We start from the raw sequence: 17547 nt of genomic DNA on the forward strand, positions 1-17547 counted from the left end.
TCAACGAGGGTATCCGCGCTTGGATGGCCCCAGCTGATCAACCTCACGAAAAATTTGTCTTCCCTGAGGAAGTTCTTCCTCGTGGTAACGCTTTGTAATAGTCATCCTGTAACAAGCGTTCATAGCTAAATTTTCCCCGCCTCATGGCGGGGTTTTTGTGTTTGTGACAAGAAAGAATAGAGGCGTTAGTCGCCAGAATTCATACCAAGTTGCAGTCAAACATGGTATCCTGTCATTGCGACTGGAACAAAGTGGAAGGAAGCAATCTCATAAACCTGAACACTACAACAGAACGCAAATTGGTGAGAGTTGCTGTTAAGAGTTTGATAGTTCAGCGTTGAACCGCTTGCTCAAAAGCTGTTCAAGATGTTCTAATAAAGCATCTACATCTTTACCAACTCGTTCATAACAAGTTGGTGGTGCAAGTTCTGGTTCAAAGTAAACTAACTTAACTTCGTCTTTTCCAATTGCGATCATGAGAACTTCGACTTCGCTGTTGTAGTGTTCCACAATCCCTAAAATTTCCTGAAGTCTGTTCTCAAGTCCATTATTGAGTTTTTCTATAGCTTCCTTCGGACAATAAACAAAATGTGGTGTTGGCTGCAAATCAATACCAATTGTCCCTTTAGCGTCACCATTTTCTAACCACAAACCCCAAGACAGTGCTGCTAATTCTTGTTGATTTTCTTTGACGAATTTATCTAACTGGCGACGCCACTCGTTGTTTGGTGATTCAGGTTGGGTAGGAGTAAATATCATACAAATTTTAGATTTTGTTTTCGATTTGGAATTTTTGAAAAGTTTACCTCACACCTGACTGCACGCGCCACAGATTTGTATAAACCCCGTTTTTTTCCAATAATTCTTGATGTGTTCCCGATTCAACAAATTGTCCGTATTCCATGACATAAATGCAATTAGCATTGCAGATGGTGGAAAGACGGTGTGCGATCGCGATTGTTGTCCGGTTCACAGTAATATGTTCAAGCGATCGCGCAATTGCTGCTTCTGTCTCATTATCCACTGCTGATGTTGCTTCATCTAAGATCAAAATCGGTGGATTTTTTAAGATGGCGCGAGCAATGGCAATCCGTTGTCGTTGTCCACCAGATAATTTTTGTCCGCGCTCACCCACAATCGTCTCATATCCTTGAGGCAGTCGTACAATAAATTCGTGTGCCTCAGCGACTTTAGCAGCGTTGATGATTTCATCATCTGAAGCATCAAAACTGCCATAAGCAATATTTTCTGCTACACTACCATGAAATAGGAAAACATCCTGACTAACAAGACCAACGCAACGGCGTAAATCCCGTAGATTCAACTGTTGTATATTAATGCCATCAAGGCTTATGGTTCCTGATTGTACTTCATACAATCGCAACAGAAGTTTCACCAAAGTGCTTTTTCCAGAACCAGTAGAACCAACAATAGCAATTGTTTTACCTGCTGGAACCTGCAAAGACAGATTTGTAACGACTGGTAACCTATCTTGATAAGCAAAAGTGACATTTGTTAATTCCAATTCACCACGAACTGCATGAACTGGTAAATGTATTTCTCCGGTATGAATAGCGATAGGAGTATCCAACAAATTCATGACTCGATTTGTGGAAGCCATTGCTCTTTGATACTGATCAAAAGTTTCACCTAATCTAGTTAAGGGCCAGAGTAACCGCTGAACGAGAAACAATAGTACACTGTAGGTACCCACAGATATTTTGCCATTCACTGCTGCAATTCCAGCAAACAGCAATAATGCTGTAAAACTCACCAAAATCAACATCCTGATGAGAGGAACAAATGCAGCTGAAAGTTTAATTGCTCTAGCGTTACTACGGCGATATGCTTCACTTTCTTGTGCTAAACGTGAAATTTCATAATCTTCGGAGGTAAAACTTTTAATAGTAGTAATACCGCCTAAATTATTAGCAAGACGCGAGTTGAGAAGACCAACCTTTTCTCTGACATCAGCATAACGAGGTGCCAGTAAATTTTGAAAAGCAAATGAACCCCAAAGAATAAATGGTATCGGCAACATTGCCATCCAAGCAACACTAGGAGCCAAAATAAAGAAAGCACCACCTATAATGACAACTGTTGTGACAACTTGGAGAAGATCATTTGCCCCGACATCTAAAAAACGTTCCAATTGGTTGATATCATCACTGAGAACAGACATCAAACCACCTGTACTGCGTTCTTCAAAATATGCGAGTTCTAACTCCTGCAAATGTTCATAAGCATCCAGACGCAAATCATGCTGAATATCCTGTGCTAAATGACGCCAAAGTCTTCCATAAGCGTATTCAAAAACCGATTCTAGTATCCAGATGATGACAGTCAAAAAACAAAGAAGGAAAAATTGCCCAAAAACATCTTTGACTCCCCACTGAGCAATGATAGAGTCTTGCTGCTTGACTACCACATCCACCGCGACACCAATCAGCCATGGTGGGGCCAAGTCGAAAAGTTTATTGAGGATAGAACAGGTCGTCGCCTGCCAAATTTGCTTACGATACTGGTGTCCGTATTCTAACAGCCGCATGAGTGGATGAGTTGGGGACGATATCTGACCATCACCTGCTACGCGTGTCTGTCTTCTCAACGCCCGATGAGATTTAAATACCATTACCACAGTTGTTTGTAGATGCGTGGAGTTAAAATTTTACCACGATTAGTTTCAAAGGCTGCTCTTTGGAAGTCGCTAGCAGTAAAATATCACCATTCACCAAGAGTTGTCTGAAAACGCAAAACGCAAAGGAGATAGAGACTTGAAAAATCAGCAATTGGGAAATTGGCAAACCTTAGTAGCAGGAATTCTTGCGGCAATCGTTGTCATTTTAAGCCTTAATTCCTTTATTATTGTAAATCCAGGGCAAGCAGGAGTACTGAGCATTTTGGGTAAAGCTAGAGATGGAGCATTGATAGAAGGGATTCACCTGATACCGCCTTTCATCTCAGTAGTAGATGTGTATGATTTGACCGTGCAAAAATTTGAAGTACCAGCAGAAAGTTCGACAAAGGATTTGCAAACCTTATCTGCTAGATTTGCGATTAACTTTCGTATTGATCCCACACAAATTGTTGATATAAGAAGGAAACAAGGAACTTTAGAAAATATTGTCAACAAAATTATTGCACCTCAAACTCAAGAATCCTTTAAAATCGCAGCTGCAAGAAGAACAGTTGAGGAAGCGATTACTCAAAGAAGTCAATTGAAGGAAGACTTTGATATGGCACTGGGGCAACGCTTGGATAAATATGGAATAATTGTCTTAGACACCAGTGTCGTTGACTTAACATTTTCTCCGGAATTTGCCAGAGCAGTTGAGGAAAAACAAATCGCTGAGCAAAGAGCACAAAGAGCTGTATATATAGCGCGGGAAGCTGAACAAGAGGCTCAAGCAGAGATAAATCGTGCCAAGGGGAAAGCAGAAGCTCAAAGACTTTTAGCTGAAACTTTAAAAGCTCAAGGTGGAGAGTTGGTTTTGCAAAAGGAAGCGATTGAAGCCTGGAAGACTGGCGGTGCTCAAATGCCAAAAGTCCTCGTTATGAGTGGCGATACAAAAAGTAGTGTACCATTTCTGTTTAATTTAAGTAATATGCAAAATTAATCATGATTTAAAAACTGATTTCGAGTGTATACCCGACTTAATAAGTAAATTGTCAACAGGAAGGAATAATAAATCAATTTATGTCAAGCAATCATCAGAGTAATATCACCATTCAAGAAGCCAAAAAGATTCTGAATAAATTCAACTGTGTAGACATTCCTCCCAAACTCAAACCCTCAGAAAAAACTTTAACTCGCCAAGCTTTAATTGTGCTTGCTAATATTTCTGACTACCAAATCTTAGGTATTTGTGCAGATACACCAGAGGAAGGAATACTAGCGATGAAAACATATTCTCATGCCTTTGGTTATGAACCACCAAGCAATTTACCTAAAATAGAAGGTCCAGTTTACATCAAATTAAATGGTAAAAACGGTGTGTGTTATCTCGATTCTTACTCAGGACATCATCGAGGTGTATTAGTTTCTTGTCAGTCTTACTCTCAAGGGGGAATTAACGAAATGTACGGGCATTTACCTCTAGATTTGTTTGTTGAGTAGCGTAGGCTATGTTTATGCTGATAGTGTACTCCAAAATTGCAACTGCAGATGGGCACAGATAATGATGTCTTTTATCTGTGTTGCTCTGAGGTGAGAATCTAAAATCCAAATTGATACGAGTCATTGCTATGAGTCTTATTACCCTACAATCTCTGAAAAAAGATTTTGGTATTAAGGAAATATTAAAAGAAGCAAGCTTCAGCTTAGATGCAACTGATAAAGTTGGCTTAATTGGTACTAATGGTTCTGGCAAATCAACATTATTAAAAATGATTGCAGGACTAGAACCGATTGACAGTGGTCAAATTTTAGCAAATTCAGGAGCTAAAATTGTATACTTGCCTCAACAGCCAGATTTAGACGAAAATCATACAGTCTTGGAGCAAGTTTTCGCCGACAGTGGTGAGCAAATGACATTGGTACGTGAGTATGAGGAAATTTCTGATAAGTTAGCTCATACGCCGGAAGATAAACAACTGATGGCGCGTCTTTCTTCGGTGATGCAGCGCATGGACTCAGTTGGAGCATGGGAGGTGGAAACGAATGCTAAAATCATTCTTTCACAGTTAGGAATTACAGATTTTCATGCTCTGGTTGGAACTTTATCTGGTGGTTATCGTAAGCGCATTGCTTTAGCTACAGCATTGCTGTCAGAACCAGAGTTGTTGTTAATGGATGAACCGACAAACCATTTAGATGCTAATTCTGTTGAGTGGTTACAAAGTTATTTGAATCGCTATCGCGGCGCACTTTTGCTCATCACTCACGACCGCTATTTTTTGGATAAGGTCACCAATCGTATCATAGAAATTGACCGAGGAGACATTTACACTTACGCGGGTAACTATTCATATTACTTGGAAAAGAAGGCTCTGGCTGAAGAATCTGCTGTTAGCAGTCAACGCAAACATCAAGGTGTATTGCGGCGTGAGTTAGAATGGTTAAAAAGAGGACCAAAAGCCCGCAGTACGAAACAAAAAGCGAGAATTGAACGTATTCAGGGTATGCAAGAAACTGAGTTTAAACAAGCTCAGGGGAAAGTTGATATTTCTACACCAACTCGTCGCATTGGCAAAAAAGTTATAGAACTGAATAATATATCTAAGGCTTATGAGGGACGCACTTTAATTAAAGATTTTACCTACGAGTTTGGTCCAGAAGATCGCATTGGTATTATTGGCGGTAATGGTGCAGGAAAATCCACTTTATTAGATATGATCACCGAGCGTGTTCAGCCAGATTCTGGAAGTGTAGAAATTGGTACTACTATTCACATTGGTTATTTTAACCAGCATTCTGAAGAATTACAATCAGCATTGAACGAAAATCAGCGCGTGATTGACTACATTAAAGAAGAAGGAGAATTTGTCCAAATTGCTGATGGAACGAGAATTACCGCCTCTCAAATGTTGGAACGTTTTCTCTTTCCTGGTAACCAACAGTATGCACCAATTCATAAACTTTCTGGTGGTGAAAAACGGCGGTTATTTCTGTTGCGTGTTCTGATGAGTGCGCCGAATGTTTTAATATTGGATGAACCTACTAATGATTTAGATGTACAGACATTGGCAGTTCTAGAGGAATATTTAGAAGATTTTTCAGGTTGTGTGATTGTTGTTTCTCACGATCGCTATTTTCTAGATCGTACTGTAGAGACAATTTTTGCCTTTGAAGAGGGTGGAAATATTCGACAATATCCAGGCAATTATTCAGTGTATCTAGATTATAAGCAAGCAGAAGAAGCACAACAGCAACAAACAAACAACACTAAGGAAAAACCAAAAAATACAGAAACGTTACAGACAACATCTCCCAAAGAAACAAAAACTAAAAAGCGGCGTAGTTTATCTACTTGGGAAAAGCGAGAGTTTGAACAATTGGAAGGTAAAATTGCCAAAATGGAAGCCGAAAAAGCAGAAGCAGAAAAAGCAATGACGAAAGTTTCTCCAGGGAATTACACTCAAGTGCAAAAATTGTATGAACAAGTAGAAACGCTCAAGGAAGAAATTGATGCAGCGACTGAACGTTGGATGGAATTAGCGGAGATTGAGTCTTAATCTCCACATTAGTAGCGTGCTTATGGCTGTTTTCACTGCTGTTCTAGCAGACAAAACTTGTAATTATCATTCTTATCATCGGGTTTACACTTTCGTTGAACTCTGACTAAGACACCTAATTTATTTTTATCTTCGGGATTGACTTTGCGGTCATGCTGTGAATCAAATTGCACTTTTCCTGTAGCACCTTGTGTTGAAAAGTTAGGATCATCTAGGACATCGTATAAACCTTGGGGACTGGGATTATTCCCCTGCTTTTTCAGTCCTTCAACTATTACCTGAACTGCGTCATAAGCTGTAATAGTTCGCCAGCCTACAAATTTAGTTCCCCAAAGTTTTATAGATTCTTCCTTGAACGATTGAGTGGTGAGTTCTACATGAGTAGGTACAGCGAGTACCATATTTTCTGTTTTCTTACCAAAGTCGGTAGATAGCTTATCGTCACTATATAAAGCATCTCCACCTAGCAAAGGTAGTTGACTCTGATTTCTCTCAATAGCTAATAACACATCTGCCGCTTTTCCAACACCAAAGTCTAGCATCCGAAACTTTGCGCTGTTTGTCTGCTTGACACAATAATCTACACTACGCTTGAATAAATCACACGAAACAATTTTCCCTGAGGCAAACTTTTTCTCAAATGCCTCTTTAAGAGATTTGCTATATATTTGTCTAGAGTTGAAAAAAATAGCTCCTTTCCCAGAGCCAGGAATTTTTTGCACATACCAAAATAAATCATCAGCTGCAACAGAGTCATTGGTAGCCGTACGGAAAACGTATTTACTTAAATTAAATTTATAGTCTGAAGAGTTGGAATTAGATTGTCTGACAGCGGTACTTGTAGAAGAAACTGCAACAATTTTTTTGCTTTCATAAACGTCTCCTACTATCAGAGTGACATCACTGGTGAAATGACCAATAACTGCAAAGACATTACCATTAAAGTTTCTGTCACCAGGAATATTATGACTTGCCAGATGCATAGCCGCTCGTTTGGCTTTGTCGGGATCATTGTCGTCTCTGACAATCATCACCTGCAACAATCGTCCTTGAATGCCATTACTTTTATTATTTAAGTTTTCCTGAATATGGGCAACCCCACGCAGCACATCTTCAGCAAGCTTACTAAATTCATCGCTCCCGTTGATTGGAACAACAACTGCAATTGTGATCGGGGGGTTGTCTTTAATATTAGCTTTGGTATTGTTTAGGAAAATTAGGGTTTCGGGATCAACAGAGCAAGTCAGATTAGCTTGTTTAAATAGATCTATGGCAGCTTGGAATTTTTCCTTGGCAACTGGGAAATTTTGAGCACCAAAGGCTTGCATTCCATCTCTCTTTTTATCAAAAGCTTGTTTACAAACTGTACTACTTGATTCAATATTTTCATGAAGCAGAGATTCTTCTCCTCTGGTGAAGTCGTTGGCAGAAAGTTGCGGTTCTTCTGGTGGAGAGGGCGCAAAGATTATTGACCAGATTTTTGGACTTGCAAGGGCGATCGCCAACCCCAGCAAAACAGCCCCTACAACAAAAATCCACTTATACTTATTAACAAGTCTTTGCGGCCTCCTTATCAGCGGATTGAGAAAGGATGGGGTAGGCGGTACTGTAGAATCTTGCTTAAGATCAATTACAGTGGGCTGTTCTGACAATAGTTGCTGAGAAAGAGCAGCCATTACCTGTTCAGCAGACTGAAACCGTTGTTGTGGCTCAGGTAACAGCATTCGGTCTAAAATACCTGCAAAATTATTGCTTACATTCGCATATTTTCTCCAATTCCACCTATCCTCGTGACGAAGATCTTTCGGATTTTTATCTGTCAGTAAACAAACGCAGGTTGCAGCTAGAGAATACAAATCTGATGAAAAAGATACCGCTTTACCAGCTACCTGTTCTGGTGGTGCATAATGCGGAGTTGCAGGAAATACGGTTGATTGTTCGGTGGAAATTCCTGTGACTACGACTTGCTTAACTGCACCAAAATCTATCAGATATAATCTCCCATCCGTCTCACAACGCATGATGTTGGAAGGTTTGATATCTCTGTGTATGACTCCTTCATTGTGAACATACTTTAGTACTTCTAAGAGTTGTTGCAGAATCTTTGAAACTTCATCCTCTAAAAATGGCCCTCTTTGCCTTAACTCTTGAGCCAAATTCTGTCCTTGAATATAGTCTTGCACTAAGTAAAACAACTTCTGCCAGTGGTTTGCTCCCTTAGCAAATTGGTTTTGTAAATCCACAGCAGTCTCTACCGCAAAAAATGCTAAGGCTCGAGGGATTTGTGGGTGTCTGAGTCTTTCTAAAACGTTTCCCTCGCGCTTAAACATCTTTTCTATCGCTTCAAGGTGTGACTGTGAAGGAGTACTTCTAGGGTGCAACTGCTTGATGACGCGCAGGTGTCGCTCATCAAAGTTAAGATCCCATCCTGTAAATGTCCTACCAAATCCTCCTCTTTCTTCATCTGGGATTAATAGTCTTAATGGCAAGAACCGTCCCTCTAAAATTAACGGCATTCCACAGTTAGTACAATATAGTTGTCTAACAGGTCTGGTAGAAAGACGTTTCTCAGGAATCCTATTTATAGGATCTTGGCAGTTTGGGCGAGTGCAGTAAACTTCGACGAGAGAAGAGCTATTATACATTCATGAACCTTTAGAGTTACTCTCGCTTATAGATATAAATACATTACAAAAAGTTTAATTATAGAAAATACTTAGTTTACATATCTTCGCCATCATCGTCCACCAGCCTCAGTAGACGCTCAAACTTCTTGGTCGCTAAAGGTCAAGAAAATTAAGTATATTTTTGTTCATAAAAGTGTCTAAAAACACAGTTATATTTCCGAACACTGCTGCAACTTTTTCAGATAGAAAAGTGCATAATGACTGTTGTACAAGTTGTCTTAAATTTTGTGTTGATGACTTTAACTTGCAAACAACTCCTGCAAAATTATACTCAAGCTTGGCACGAAGCGACTGTGCATCCCTTCCTTGAGGGGTGCAAATTGGGAACAATTCGTCCCCAGCAATTTAACACATGGCTGGTACAAGATTATTTGTTCGTTATCGATTTCACACGGATGGTAGGACGAGTGTTGGCAATTGCACCCCCGCATCATTTTGATGTTATACTCACAGGACTAGCAGCACTTAAAGATGAGCTCAATTGGTTTAAAGAAAAAGCAGCCCAACGACAGCTGAATCTCGACACAGCAAAACAACAAACCTGTATCTCATACTGTGAGTATATGCATACCCTTGCAGCAATGCCTTATCCAGTGCAAGCAACTGCATTTTGGGCAATTGAATTAGCATACAATCAAGGTTGGCAATTACCTGGAGTCATGCCTAAACCATACACTGAATTTGCAGATAGATGGGGAAATGCAGGTTTTACTGAATATGTAAAACTTTTAGAACATCAAGCTGATGAGGTGTTGCAAACCGCTTCAGAATCTATTCACCATCAAGCAGAAGAAGCTTTTTTAAGGGTGGCAAAATTTGAAAAATATTTTTGGCAGATGGCTTTTCATGCGGCACAGTAGAAATATAAAATTAAACTATTTTCTACTACGGTTCATACTTAACAACTCCCTGTCGCGATAATATAGAATTGACACAATCAACATTTCCTGTCAAATGTTTACATGGTTTTCTCACTTTTGAAAAACCTTCGACAATGCGAACGCGAAAACCATATTCTGTTGGAGAAACCTTATATAAAAGTGGTTTGTTATCACGTTTAGCAATGAGTGCTGCGGCGAGAACTGGTGTTGTGCAAATTATTGCTGGTTTATCTGGAGGTATATAGTAATCTATAAAAAAATCACGGTCTTCAGCATCATTTGTCCAGCCTCTACCTACCTCAGTTGTCGCCCACAATAAACATCTAGGATCAGGTCTTATATCAGAACCTAACCGCCTTTGTACATCAACTTTAGGAATAGCATTAGGATTTTCTGCTTGTGCTTCGCTTTCAATTTCTAATCTCTCAAGTACAAAATCAATTTCGACAAACTTTACTCTAACAATATTAGCAAAAAAGCTGGTCAATAATAGTGAAATAATCCCCAATAACATTGTTATTATTAGTATATAACCTTTCATTTTATACGGTATCATTGCTCTTTTCATAATTGTTTCAACGACAAAAGTTATAACAATCTAACTTTACTAATAGTACTTACGATGACCCGGATGAAAGATTTACAGAAATTATCATCTCAGTATTATGTAGTATATATAACTCGGATGCTACTGATGATAGCAAGCTTTTTAGCATTTGTCCAAAATAAATAGCTATAGCAGTCCGCTTTGAGTTATAAAAATGATCAACTCAGATCTTGCACCTGAGTTAAAAACCGGGTTTCTTGAGAATGCCTGCTCTTAGAAACCTTAATTTCTGGTTCAGAAACCCGCTTGTTTGGGTCTTGTTGAGAATGGTGCAAGATATCACTCAACCGCCTTAGCGCAGCGTGCCCGCAGGGCATAGAACGCCAAGAAAAGAGAGAAGAGAGAATATTATGTAAGCGCAAAGTGTGCCCGTAGGACTTATTTAAGATTGCTATAGAAAGAGTTTAAATATCAATAGTACTACGATCATCTGAAAACTATGCTCAATACACCTACTCATAATCTTCGTAGTCGCGCTATTCAGTTTTTAGAACAAAATCCCCAACAACGTACAAAAATTCTCAGACAATTTGGCATAGCCCGCTATGATTTCTTAACTAAGATGCACCTGAATGAGGCAAATATAGTCTGCGTCATGCGATTTTTCCAAAATCCTAGTCAGTTAAAATTTCCCAATTTAATGCAAGCAGACTTATCTGGTTTAATCTTAGACGAAGTTAATTTCATTCGTGGTAACTTATCAGGTGCAAATCTACAAGGAAGCCGTTTAGTGAATGCAGATCTTATTTTTGCTAATTTTACTAATGCAAACTTGAGAAATGCAAATTTGAATGGCGCGACTCTGAATGAAACGACATGGTTAGATGCTGTTGTAGAAGAGTGTGACTTTGGACAAGGGATTGGATTGACAAAAATTCAGCGTCAAGATTTGCTGCTTCGCGGTGCTAAATTTGAATATGCAGATTTCTAAATTCTAAAGTCAATCATTGTCTGCCGATACGCATCTGGCAATCCCGTATCAAAGCATTTTCCTTTGACAATATATCCTATCATTCCTTCTTCTTGACGCACTCTATCCAGACAGGATGTGAGCTGAAATTCCCCTCGTTCCCGAAAATTTTGATTAATATGTTCTTCCAAAAAGTCAAAGATTTTTGGCGTCAGCACATACAACCCAAAGATACAGAGAAACTCATCATCAGCTATCCCCTCTACATACAAATGTTGACGAGCATAATCAATAGAAGGTTTTTCGTAAACTTGGGTGAGTGAAAGAAGCGAGTTAAATGATTGCCAAATTCCTGTCACACAACCAGCTTTATGGATAATTTCTGCTGGCATAACTGTCAACCCAAGAACACTTTGATTGACTTGTTTGTAGATATCTATTACTTGACTAGCACAGGATTTCTCAACATCTGATGAGTAAACATGGTCGCCTAACATCAGCAAAAATGGTTCATCTTTTACCCAATTCTTAGCACAAAAAACGGCATGACCATAGCCTTCTTGTTCATCTTGCGTCAAAATTGTGATTCTGCTACCTAATTCTTGAAGGTATTTGCTGTATTCTTGATTTTGAGGCGAAAGTTTATTGAACAGTTCTTTTTTCGGTGGGTTTTTAAAAAACTCTGCAAATATTTCTTTGTCTTGTGGTTGCACCACAATCCCAACTTCTTCGATTCCTGCACTCATAGCTTCTTCAACAATCGCCATAATCACAGGTTTTGCTCTGCCATCTTTATCGATAATCGGAAAAAGTTCTTTTTTAACGACTTTAGTAGCTGGAAACAATCGAGTTCCGAAACCAGCCGCTGGAATCACAGCTTTTGTTACCTTATTTTGTTGCATAAATCGTCAATTTAAAACATTGCATTTGTGGGAAAGAAGACTCAATAATTTCGATGACTTTTTGTTGACTTTCTTCGTTTTTGACAATAAACTGTGCAGTGCCATCTCCTTGAGAACCCACACCTTTGCCACCAAAAATATAAGGTTGAATCTGTTCATACTTCAGAAGTTGATGTAACACAGGAGCAGTTAACTCTTCTGGACAAACAGGCATTAAATACTTGTCAAATTCTGCTTGTGCTTGTTTCATCAGAATACCAATTTGCTCAGCATCACCTCTTTGCAAAGCATCAATAGCTGCTTGAGTTATTTGATAACTGATAAAACCGAGGTATTTCTGCACATTCGCTTGTACTTCATTCGTCGCAAAAGGATAGCACTCATTGAGTTGACTAAGAATTTTTTGAGTATTTTTGCTAGCACCAAGATCCACAATTACAAAGAACAATTTCTTCGGTACTTTTAACTGTATCAAATGAGTGTCACTGCCATCAAATATCATGGCAATAGGACGATTACCGTAAGCACAAGCTTGATCCATTCGTCCGCATTGAGAAGGTGTGGTAATTTCCCCCAGGTATGCAAACTCCATTTCCTGTTGAAGAGTCATTTTTAAGTCATACACTTGATTAAATGAACGGGCTACCAACACGCAAATCGCAGCACTGGACGATAGCCCTTTCTTGAGTGGTAAATCTGTCAGGTAATTGTCAATCTCCAGTCCACCTACAGCAAAGTGAGTCAGGAATTGATAAGCAACACCAGAAGCATAACTAAAAAAACCACCTTTTTGAGCTGAAGTTAGTAAAGCCTCCTTTTCCATCAACACCGTTAAACTTCTACGAGTTCCATCATTCAAGCATGCGTGAAGCATAAACCGGGTTGGATGAGGTTTTACATAAGCAGCAAGTCCTTGATTGGTACCCACAAGTAGCGTGCAGCCTATCTCCAAATCAGGATTCAGACGACGATATCCTCCTGCCCAATCGCTGTGTTCGCCAAACAGACAAAGACGTCCAGGAACAAAAATGTGCATTCAGTCTACCTCGAAATCTCTCCACTCTCCAGTTATAAATGTCTATGACTTGATGAAATTGAAATGAATAGGTTAACACTAACACATGAATACGTAAAAAAAAGAGTTAAAATTCAAATTAAAAATTGAAAACAGTTTGACTTTTTTTAGATATAATTCTACTTATAAGGTTTCACAGTTATCTTGACTTTTTAGTCAAAAAAAGTATCAGCAGTCATTCCCGTAATGACTGCTAAATTCGTAACTTACCAACTAGGGTCAGTTGACAAACTGTCACTCAGTTAATTCCGCGTTTTATTGTATGAGAGATACTCTTTAATTAGTGCAAGGAGTGATACCACTTCACCATATGTTTGCCACAAGTTATATTCGTAATTCGCCTCACTATGCGAATGTTGCGATTTTCAAATGTTGCATCAAGTAAGTGATTTGGTATTAAATTCTACAGAATAGGCGCTTGAATGAGACAATTTTCAAGCGCTTTTTTGTGTACAAATAACACCATATGACTCTGTGGGTAAGAATAAATTGAAACGACACAGAGTGCATAGAAGTGTAGTATAATTATTGATACTTAGTTAAAAATACTTCTCAAGCATTCTCTCCAACTGTTGTACTGTTGCCCTAGGAGAGGGACGAGGCAGAAGTAACTCCTTCTCCTCTTCTGTGGCTTGTGTACCTCTGCTCTTTGCTAAATAAAGCACTGGCACTTCGTATTGGTAAACTTGAAACCAATCTTCACGAGTTGTAATATCCCGGATTTCTAGCTCAAACTTGAGGTTTTGTATCTGTTCTAGCTTTTGTTGCAAACCTTCACACAAATGACAACCTGGCTTGCTATATAAGATGATTCGCATTTGCTTCAACCAAAATAGATTCTGTTTCACTTCATCTTCACTACAATAGTGACTTTCATTTCATCTCATCGTTACTCGATGAGGAACGCGATCTTAACAAATCAAAGGTCACAATTAAGGATGAATAAGACTCAAAGATGATGATAAAAGTTAAAATATTTTCTACTCCCGCAATGCATACCCGACACCACGCACTGTATGAATCAAGCGTTTTTCGTTATTTTCTTCCAACTTCAGACGTAAATAGCGAATGTAAACCTCAATAATATTAGAATCACCCATGAAGTTGTAACCCCAAACTTTCTCTAGAATTTGATCTCTTGTAAACACCTGACGGGGATGACTGAGGAGATATTCCAATAAATCAAACTCTTTTGCTGTTAACTCAATCGCACGTTTACCCCGAAAGACTTCACGAGTTCGCCGATTTAAGCTCAAGTCTTCAAATTGCAATTTTTCCTCATCTGTTTCTTGAGTGCGACGCAGATGAGCGCGGATTCTTGCTAGCAGCTCTTCAATACTAAATGGTTTGACGACATAATCATCAGCTCCTGCGTCCAAACCTGCTACGCGATCGCTCACTTCATCTTTTGCTGTCAACAAAATCACTGGAACTTTGTTCCCCGTTGCACGCAAGCGACGACAAAGTTCCAAACCCGACAGCCCAGGTAGCATCCAATCTAGAATTGCCAAATCTGGCGATGACTCTCGCGCCAGCGTCAACCCAGTCATCCCATCATGTGCCACACTGACTTTGTAACCTTCACTACTCAGTTCCAATTCAACAAACCGCGCTAATTTAACTTCATCTTCTACTAAGAGAATATGGGCAGTCATACTTTTTACTTATTTCCGATAAAAGACTCCCACCATAGCAACTTGGGGAGTAGGATATCTTTCCAGATGTTATAATAAGGCACTTAGAAAGTGTAAATCTTACCAGAATTTACCAAAAAATTTAGAGAGAGGACGGGTGAGGAATGCACCACTCTCGGCGATAGCTAGCCCCTTAGGGGGCCGGAGCGCTCCGCTTGCCTTACGAGCGCAAAGCGCACGCTACGCAAAGTAAGGCAGATCGCTCAAGCCTTGCTATAATCGAGGGCAAGCTGTTCAAATAATTAGAACTCTACTATGGCTCAAGTTTTAGTAGAAGACATAGACCCTATCATTCTTGAAAAGATTGAAATCCTTGCGAAACAGCATGGTCGCTCTTTGCAAGAAGAATTAAAACACATACTACAGCAAGCTGCGGAACATGAGGCATATCATACGGGCGGTGATATGGCGAAGGCAACAGAAGCAGTAGCACGAGTTCAGGAAATGTTTGTAGGACGCACCTTCAGAGACAGTGCTGAACTCATCCGTGAGGATAGGGAACGATGAGCCGTTACGTTGTAGATGCCAACGTAGCTATCAAATGGTTTCTGCCTCAGGTGTACGCTGATGATGCACGACGTTTGCTTACAGGTAACCACAGTTTGTTGGTTCCGGATTTGCTGTTTCCAGAGGTGGGAAATATCCTTTGGAAAGAGGTGCGTTTTGGCTTAGGCACTGCCAAGGAAGCAAGGGCGAGAAGCTGTCACTAAAAATCTGTAAATATCTGGACATAGCTTCCGGAATGAGTACATAATGAAGTGTAGTCTTGACACGTAGCACTTGAGATGGAAAACACTTCAGAGATGATCATAAGTATTGGAGATGCTGCCAAAGAGTTAGGCATCTCCATCAAGACTTTAAGACGATGGGCTGACGAAGGTAAGATACGTTCTGAGCGTTCCCCATCTGGGCATAGACGCTTTTACTTGGTAGATATTAAACGCATCACGCCACGAGAATTGAAACAACTGGATGACCGCATAACTATCAACTATGCTCGTGTTTCGAGTCATGACCAGAAGGCAGATTTAGTACGTCAAGCACAAGTTCTAGAAGCTTTTAGTTCTGCTAATGGCTGGCAGTTTGAAACCATCCAAGATTTAGGAAGTGGCTTGAACTACCAGAAGAAAGGACTCCAAAAGCTTCTCAAGCGCATTATGCAAGGTGATGTTGCCAGACTGGTTTTGACTCACAAGGATAGATTACTAAGATTTGGTGCAGAGCTTGTTTTTGCAATGTGTGAAGAGTTTGAGACTGAAGTTGTCATTATCAACAAATCCAACGAGGAGGTACCTTTTGAGCAAGAATTAGTGCAAGACATGATTGAACTCATCACTGTATTCAGTGCTCGTCTTTATGGCTCTAGAAGCAAGAAAAATAAGAAATTGATTGATGGCATGACTCAAGTGGTTAACGAGGTGAAGTAAATGTTGTTAGGTTTCAAGACTGAGTTGAAACTGAATAACCAACAGCGGAAAGCATTTGCTCAACATTGTGGAGTAGCGCGTCACGCTTGGAATTGGGGATTGGCGCTGACTAAACAGATTTTGGATCACAACAAAGCTAATCCCGAGTCTAAGATTAAGTTTCCTAGCGCTATTGACCTACATAAATGGTTAGTGGCGTTAGTGAAATCAGAACATGAATGGTATTACGAAGTCAGTAAGTCTACACCGCAACAAGCGTTAATGGCGTTACGCGAATCCTGGAAGCGTTGCTTCAACAAAACTGCTGGCGTTCCCAAATTCAAGAAAAAAGGTAAACGAGATTCTTTCACCTTAGAAGGTACAGTCAAGATACTTGGCAACAACAAAATTCAAGTACCAGTAATTGGTGCCCTCAAAACTTATGAACGACTCCCACAAGTCAATCCAAAATCAGTGACAATTAGCCGTCAAGCCGATAGATGGTTTATTAGCTTCCGATTTGAGGTCGAGACTCAGGAGTCAAAGCACAGGACTGTTGCAGGTGTTGATTTAGGAATTAGTTGTTTAGCAGTTATTAGTTCTAATGGTAAAGCTCGGTTCGTGAAAAGTCCTGCACCTTACAGGAAGCACGAGTCCAAGCTGTCCAGAATGCAATGGTTAAATCGCCATAAAGTTATCGGTTCAGCTAGCTGGAAGAAGGCACAAATTAAGATTGCCCGATTACACAGAAAAATAGCCAACATCCGAAAAGATACACTCCATAAGTTAACAACAATGCTCGCCAAGAACCACGGTGTAGTAGTCATTGAGGACTTAAATGTATCAGGCATGATGGCTAATCAACGCTTGTCTAAATCAATCGCTGACATGGGATTTTATGAGTTTCGTCGTCAACTAACTTACAAGTGCGAGTTGTATGGTTCAAAACTTGTAATAGCTGACAGATGGTTTCCTAGTTCAAAGACTTGTTTTCGATGTGGAGCCAAAAAAGAGAAACTCAGCCTGAAAGAAAGAGTATTTGAGTGTGATCACTGCAAGGTCATCATTAACCGTGACTTGAATGCAGCGATCAATCTTGAACATTACTACAAAGCCGTCAGTTAGACGGTCTTAGCCTGTGGACTGGTTAACGCCGACGTTGCCAGGATGAAGCAGGAAGTAAACGTAGCGTAGCGGTTCCTCTTAGGAAC

Annotated in this window: 17 protein-coding genes and 1 pseudogene; 10 read left to right on the forward strand and 8 right to left on the reverse strand. The window is 39.8% G+C overall.

Annotated elements, in window-relative coordinates:
• A pseudogene (locus DP117_RS37200) lies at nt 1-98 on the forward strand (photosystem II protein D2); the annotation flags it as partial.
• A 217-nt stretch (nt 99-315) separates the two neighbouring features.
• On the opposite strand, the gene DP117_RS08030 reads toward DP117_RS37200, so the two are convergent.
• Nucleotides 316-759, reverse strand: a complete 444-nt coding sequence (locus DP117_RS08030) for a hypothetical protein (RefSeq protein WP_169217796.1) — start codon at nt 757-759, stop codon at nt 316-318.
• A 43-nt stretch (nt 760-802) separates the two neighbouring features.
• Nucleotides 803-2548 carry an ABC transporter ATP-binding protein gene (locus tag DP117_RS08035; RefSeq protein ID WP_248277586.1) on the reverse strand — a complete coding sequence of 582 codons (1746 nt, stop codon included), beginning with the start codon at nt 2546-2548 and terminating at the stop codon, nt 803-805.
• A 226-nt stretch (nt 2549-2774) separates the two neighbouring features.
• Here DP117_RS08035 and DP117_RS08040 point away from each other — a divergent pair, with 226 nt between their 5' ends.
• From DP117_RS08040 to DP117_RS08050, 3 genes are all read left to right on the forward strand, one after another.
• On the forward strand, nt 2775-3617 hold the full coding sequence (locus DP117_RS08040; RefSeq protein WP_169217798.1) for a prohibitin family protein: 843 nt from the start codon (nt 2775-2777) through the stop codon (nt 3615-3617).
• Nucleotides 3618-3697: 80 nt separating this feature from the next.
• The gene (locus DP117_RS08045; protein ID WP_169217799.1) at nt 3698-4117 is read left to right on the forward strand and encodes a DUF1824 family protein; all 420 of its coding nucleotides are present in this window, start codon (nt 3698-3700) and stop codon (nt 4115-4117) included.
• Between the two features lie 128 nt (nt 4118-4245).
• A complete protein-coding gene (locus tag DP117_RS08050) occupies nt 4246-6174 on the forward strand; it encodes an ABC-F family ATP-binding cassette domain-containing protein (protein WP_169217800.1) in 1929 nt (642 codons plus the stop codon).
• A gap of 32 nt (nt 6175-6206) precedes the next feature.
• On the opposite strand, the gene DP117_RS08055 is transcribed toward DP117_RS08050, so the two are convergent.
• The gene (locus DP117_RS08055) at nt 6207-8819 is read right to left on the reverse strand and encodes a bifunctional serine/threonine-protein kinase/ABC transporter substrate-binding protein (protein WP_169217801.1); all 2613 of its coding nucleotides are present in this window, start codon (nt 8817-8819) and stop codon (nt 6207-6209) included.
• Nucleotides 8820-9058: 239 nt separating this feature from the next.
• On the opposite strand from DP117_RS08055, the gene DP117_RS08060 reads away from it, so the two are divergent.
• The gene (locus DP117_RS08060; protein ID WP_248277584.1) at nt 9059-9721 is read left to right on the forward strand and encodes a TenA family transcriptional regulator; all 663 of its coding nucleotides are present in this window, start codon (nt 9059-9061) and stop codon (nt 9719-9721) included.
• A 25-nt stretch (nt 9722-9746) separates the two neighbouring features.
• Here DP117_RS08060 and DP117_RS08065 read toward each other — a convergent pair whose 3' ends face one another.
• Complete coding sequence (locus tag DP117_RS08065; protein WP_169217802.1) at nt 9747-10310, reverse strand: hypothetical protein; 564 nt, start codon at nt 10308-10310, stop codon at nt 9747-9749.
• A 478-nt stretch (nt 10311-10788) separates the two neighbouring features.
• Between DP117_RS08065 and DP117_RS08070 the strand changes: the two genes are divergently transcribed.
• A complete protein-coding gene (locus DP117_RS08070; RefSeq protein ID WP_169217803.1) occupies nt 10789-11280 on the forward strand; it encodes a pentapeptide repeat-containing protein in 492 nt (163 codons plus the stop codon).
• Here the strand turns inward: DP117_RS08070 and DP117_RS08075 are convergent.
• From DP117_RS08075 to DP117_RS08090, 4 genes are all read right to left on the reverse strand, one after another.
• On the reverse strand, nt 11277-12161 hold the full coding sequence (locus DP117_RS08075) for a UTP--glucose-1-phosphate uridylyltransferase (protein ID WP_169217804.1): 885 nt from the start codon (nt 12159-12161) through the stop codon (nt 11277-11279). The two genes, DP117_RS08070 and DP117_RS08075, sit on opposite strands and share 4 nt — an antisense overlap.
• Nucleotides 12148-13197: a GHMP kinase gene (locus tag DP117_RS08080; protein WP_169217805.1), complete on the reverse strand. Its 1050-nt coding sequence runs from the start codon at nt 13195-13197 to the stop codon at nt 12148-12150. Before DP117_RS08080 ends, DP117_RS08075 begins: the two co-directional genes overlap by 14 nt.
• 578 nt (nt 13198-13775) lie before the next feature.
• Nucleotides 13776-14054, reverse strand: a complete 279-nt coding sequence (locus DP117_RS08085; RefSeq protein WP_169217806.1) for a glutaredoxin family protein — start codon at nt 14052-14054, stop codon at nt 13776-13778.
• A gap of 162 nt (nt 14055-14216) precedes the next feature.
• Entirely contained in the window at nt 14217-14891 is a 675-nt protein-coding gene (locus tag DP117_RS08090) for a response regulator transcription factor (RefSeq protein ID WP_169217807.1), read from the reverse strand.
• Between the two features lie 294 nt (nt 14892-15185).
• Here DP117_RS08090 and DP117_RS08095 point away from each other — a divergent pair, with 294 nt between their 5' ends.
• The 4 genes from DP117_RS08095 (at nt 15186) to DP117_RS08110 (ending at nt 17461) form a co-directional block, all read left to right on the forward strand.
• Entirely contained in the window at nt 15186-15437 is a 252-nt protein-coding gene (locus DP117_RS08095; protein WP_169217808.1) for a hypothetical protein, read from the forward strand.
• On the forward strand, nt 15434-15640 hold the full coding sequence (locus DP117_RS08100; RefSeq protein ID WP_211175979.1) for a type II toxin-antitoxin system VapC family toxin: 207 nt from the start codon (nt 15434-15436) through the stop codon (nt 15638-15640). Before DP117_RS08095 ends, DP117_RS08100 begins: the two co-directional genes overlap by 4 nt.
• Before the next feature lie 75 nt (nt 15641-15715).
• Nucleotides 15716-16357: an IS607 family transposase gene (locus DP117_RS08105; protein ID WP_169217809.1), complete on the forward strand. Its 642-nt coding sequence runs from the start codon at nt 15716-15718 to the stop codon at nt 16355-16357.
• The gene (locus tag DP117_RS08110; protein ID WP_169217810.1) at nt 16358-17461 is read left to right on the forward strand and encodes an RNA-guided endonuclease TnpB family protein; all 1104 of its coding nucleotides are present in this window, start codon (nt 16358-16360) and stop codon (nt 17459-17461) included.
• Nucleotides 17462-17547 lie beyond the last annotated feature (86 nt).

The sequence above is a fragment of the Brasilonema sp. UFV-L1 genome (assembly GCF_012912105.1).
Lineage (GTDB): Bacteria > Cyanobacteriota > Cyanobacteriia > Cyanobacteriales > Nostocaceae > Brasilonema.

Bases quoted from the DNA above. Each gene is read 5' to 3' on its own strand.
- DP117_RS08030 (WP_169217796.1), bottom strand. From the start codon at position 759: ATGATATTTACTCCTACCCAACCTGAATCACCAAACAACGAGTGGCGT.
- DP117_RS08035 (WP_248277586.1), bottom strand. From the start codon at position 2,548: ATGCGGCTGTTAGAATACGGACACCAGTATCGTAAGCAAATTTGGCAG.
- DP117_RS08045 (WP_169217799.1), top strand. From the start codon at position 3,698: ATGTCAAGCAATCATCAGAGTAATATCACCATTCAAGAAGCCAAAAAG.
- DP117_RS08050 (WP_169217800.1), top strand. From the start codon at position 4,246: ATGAGTCTTATTACCCTACAATCTCTGAAAAAAGATTTTGGTATTAAG.
- DP117_RS08055 (WP_169217801.1), bottom strand. From the start codon at position 8,819: ATGTATAATAGCTCTTCTCTCGTCGAAGTTTACTGCACTCGCCCAAAC.
- DP117_RS08060 (WP_248277584.1), top strand. From the start codon at position 9,059: ATGACTGTTGTACAAGTTGTCTTAAATTTTGTGTTGATGACTTTAACT.
- DP117_RS08065 (WP_169217802.1), bottom strand. From the start codon at position 10,310: ATGAAAAGAGCAATGATACCGTATAAAATGAAAGGTTATATACTAATA.
- DP117_RS08070 (WP_169217803.1), top strand. From the start codon at position 10,789: ATGCTCAATACACCTACTCATAATCTTCGTAGTCGCGCTATTCAGTTT.
- DP117_RS08075 (WP_169217804.1), bottom strand. From the start codon at position 12,161: ATGCAACAAAATAAGGTAACAAAAGCTGTGATTCCAGCGGCTGGTTTC.
- DP117_RS08080 (WP_169217805.1), bottom strand. From the start codon at position 13,197: ATGCACATTTTTGTTCCTGGACGTCTTTGTCTGTTTGGCGAACACAGC.
- DP117_RS08085 (WP_169217806.1), bottom strand. From the start codon at position 14,054: ATGCGAATCATCTTATATAGCAAGCCAGGTTGTCATTTGTGTGAAGGT.
- DP117_RS08090 (WP_169217807.1), bottom strand. From the start codon at position 14,891: ATGACTGCCCATATTCTCTTAGTAGAAGATGAAGTTAAATTAGCGCGG.
- DP117_RS08095 (WP_169217808.1), top strand. From the start codon at position 15,186: ATGGCTCAAGTTTTAGTAGAAGACATAGACCCTATCATTCTTGAAAAG.
- DP117_RS08100 (WP_211175979.1), top strand. From the start codon at position 15,434: ATGAGCCGTTACGTTGTAGATGCCAACGTAGCTATCAAATGGTTTCTG.
- DP117_RS08105 (WP_169217809.1), top strand. From the start codon at position 15,716: ATGGAAAACACTTCAGAGATGATCATAAGTATTGGAGATGCTGCCAAA.
- DP117_RS08110 (WP_169217810.1), top strand. From the start codon at position 16,358: ATGTTGTTAGGTTTCAAGACTGAGTTGAAACTGAATAACCAACAGCGG.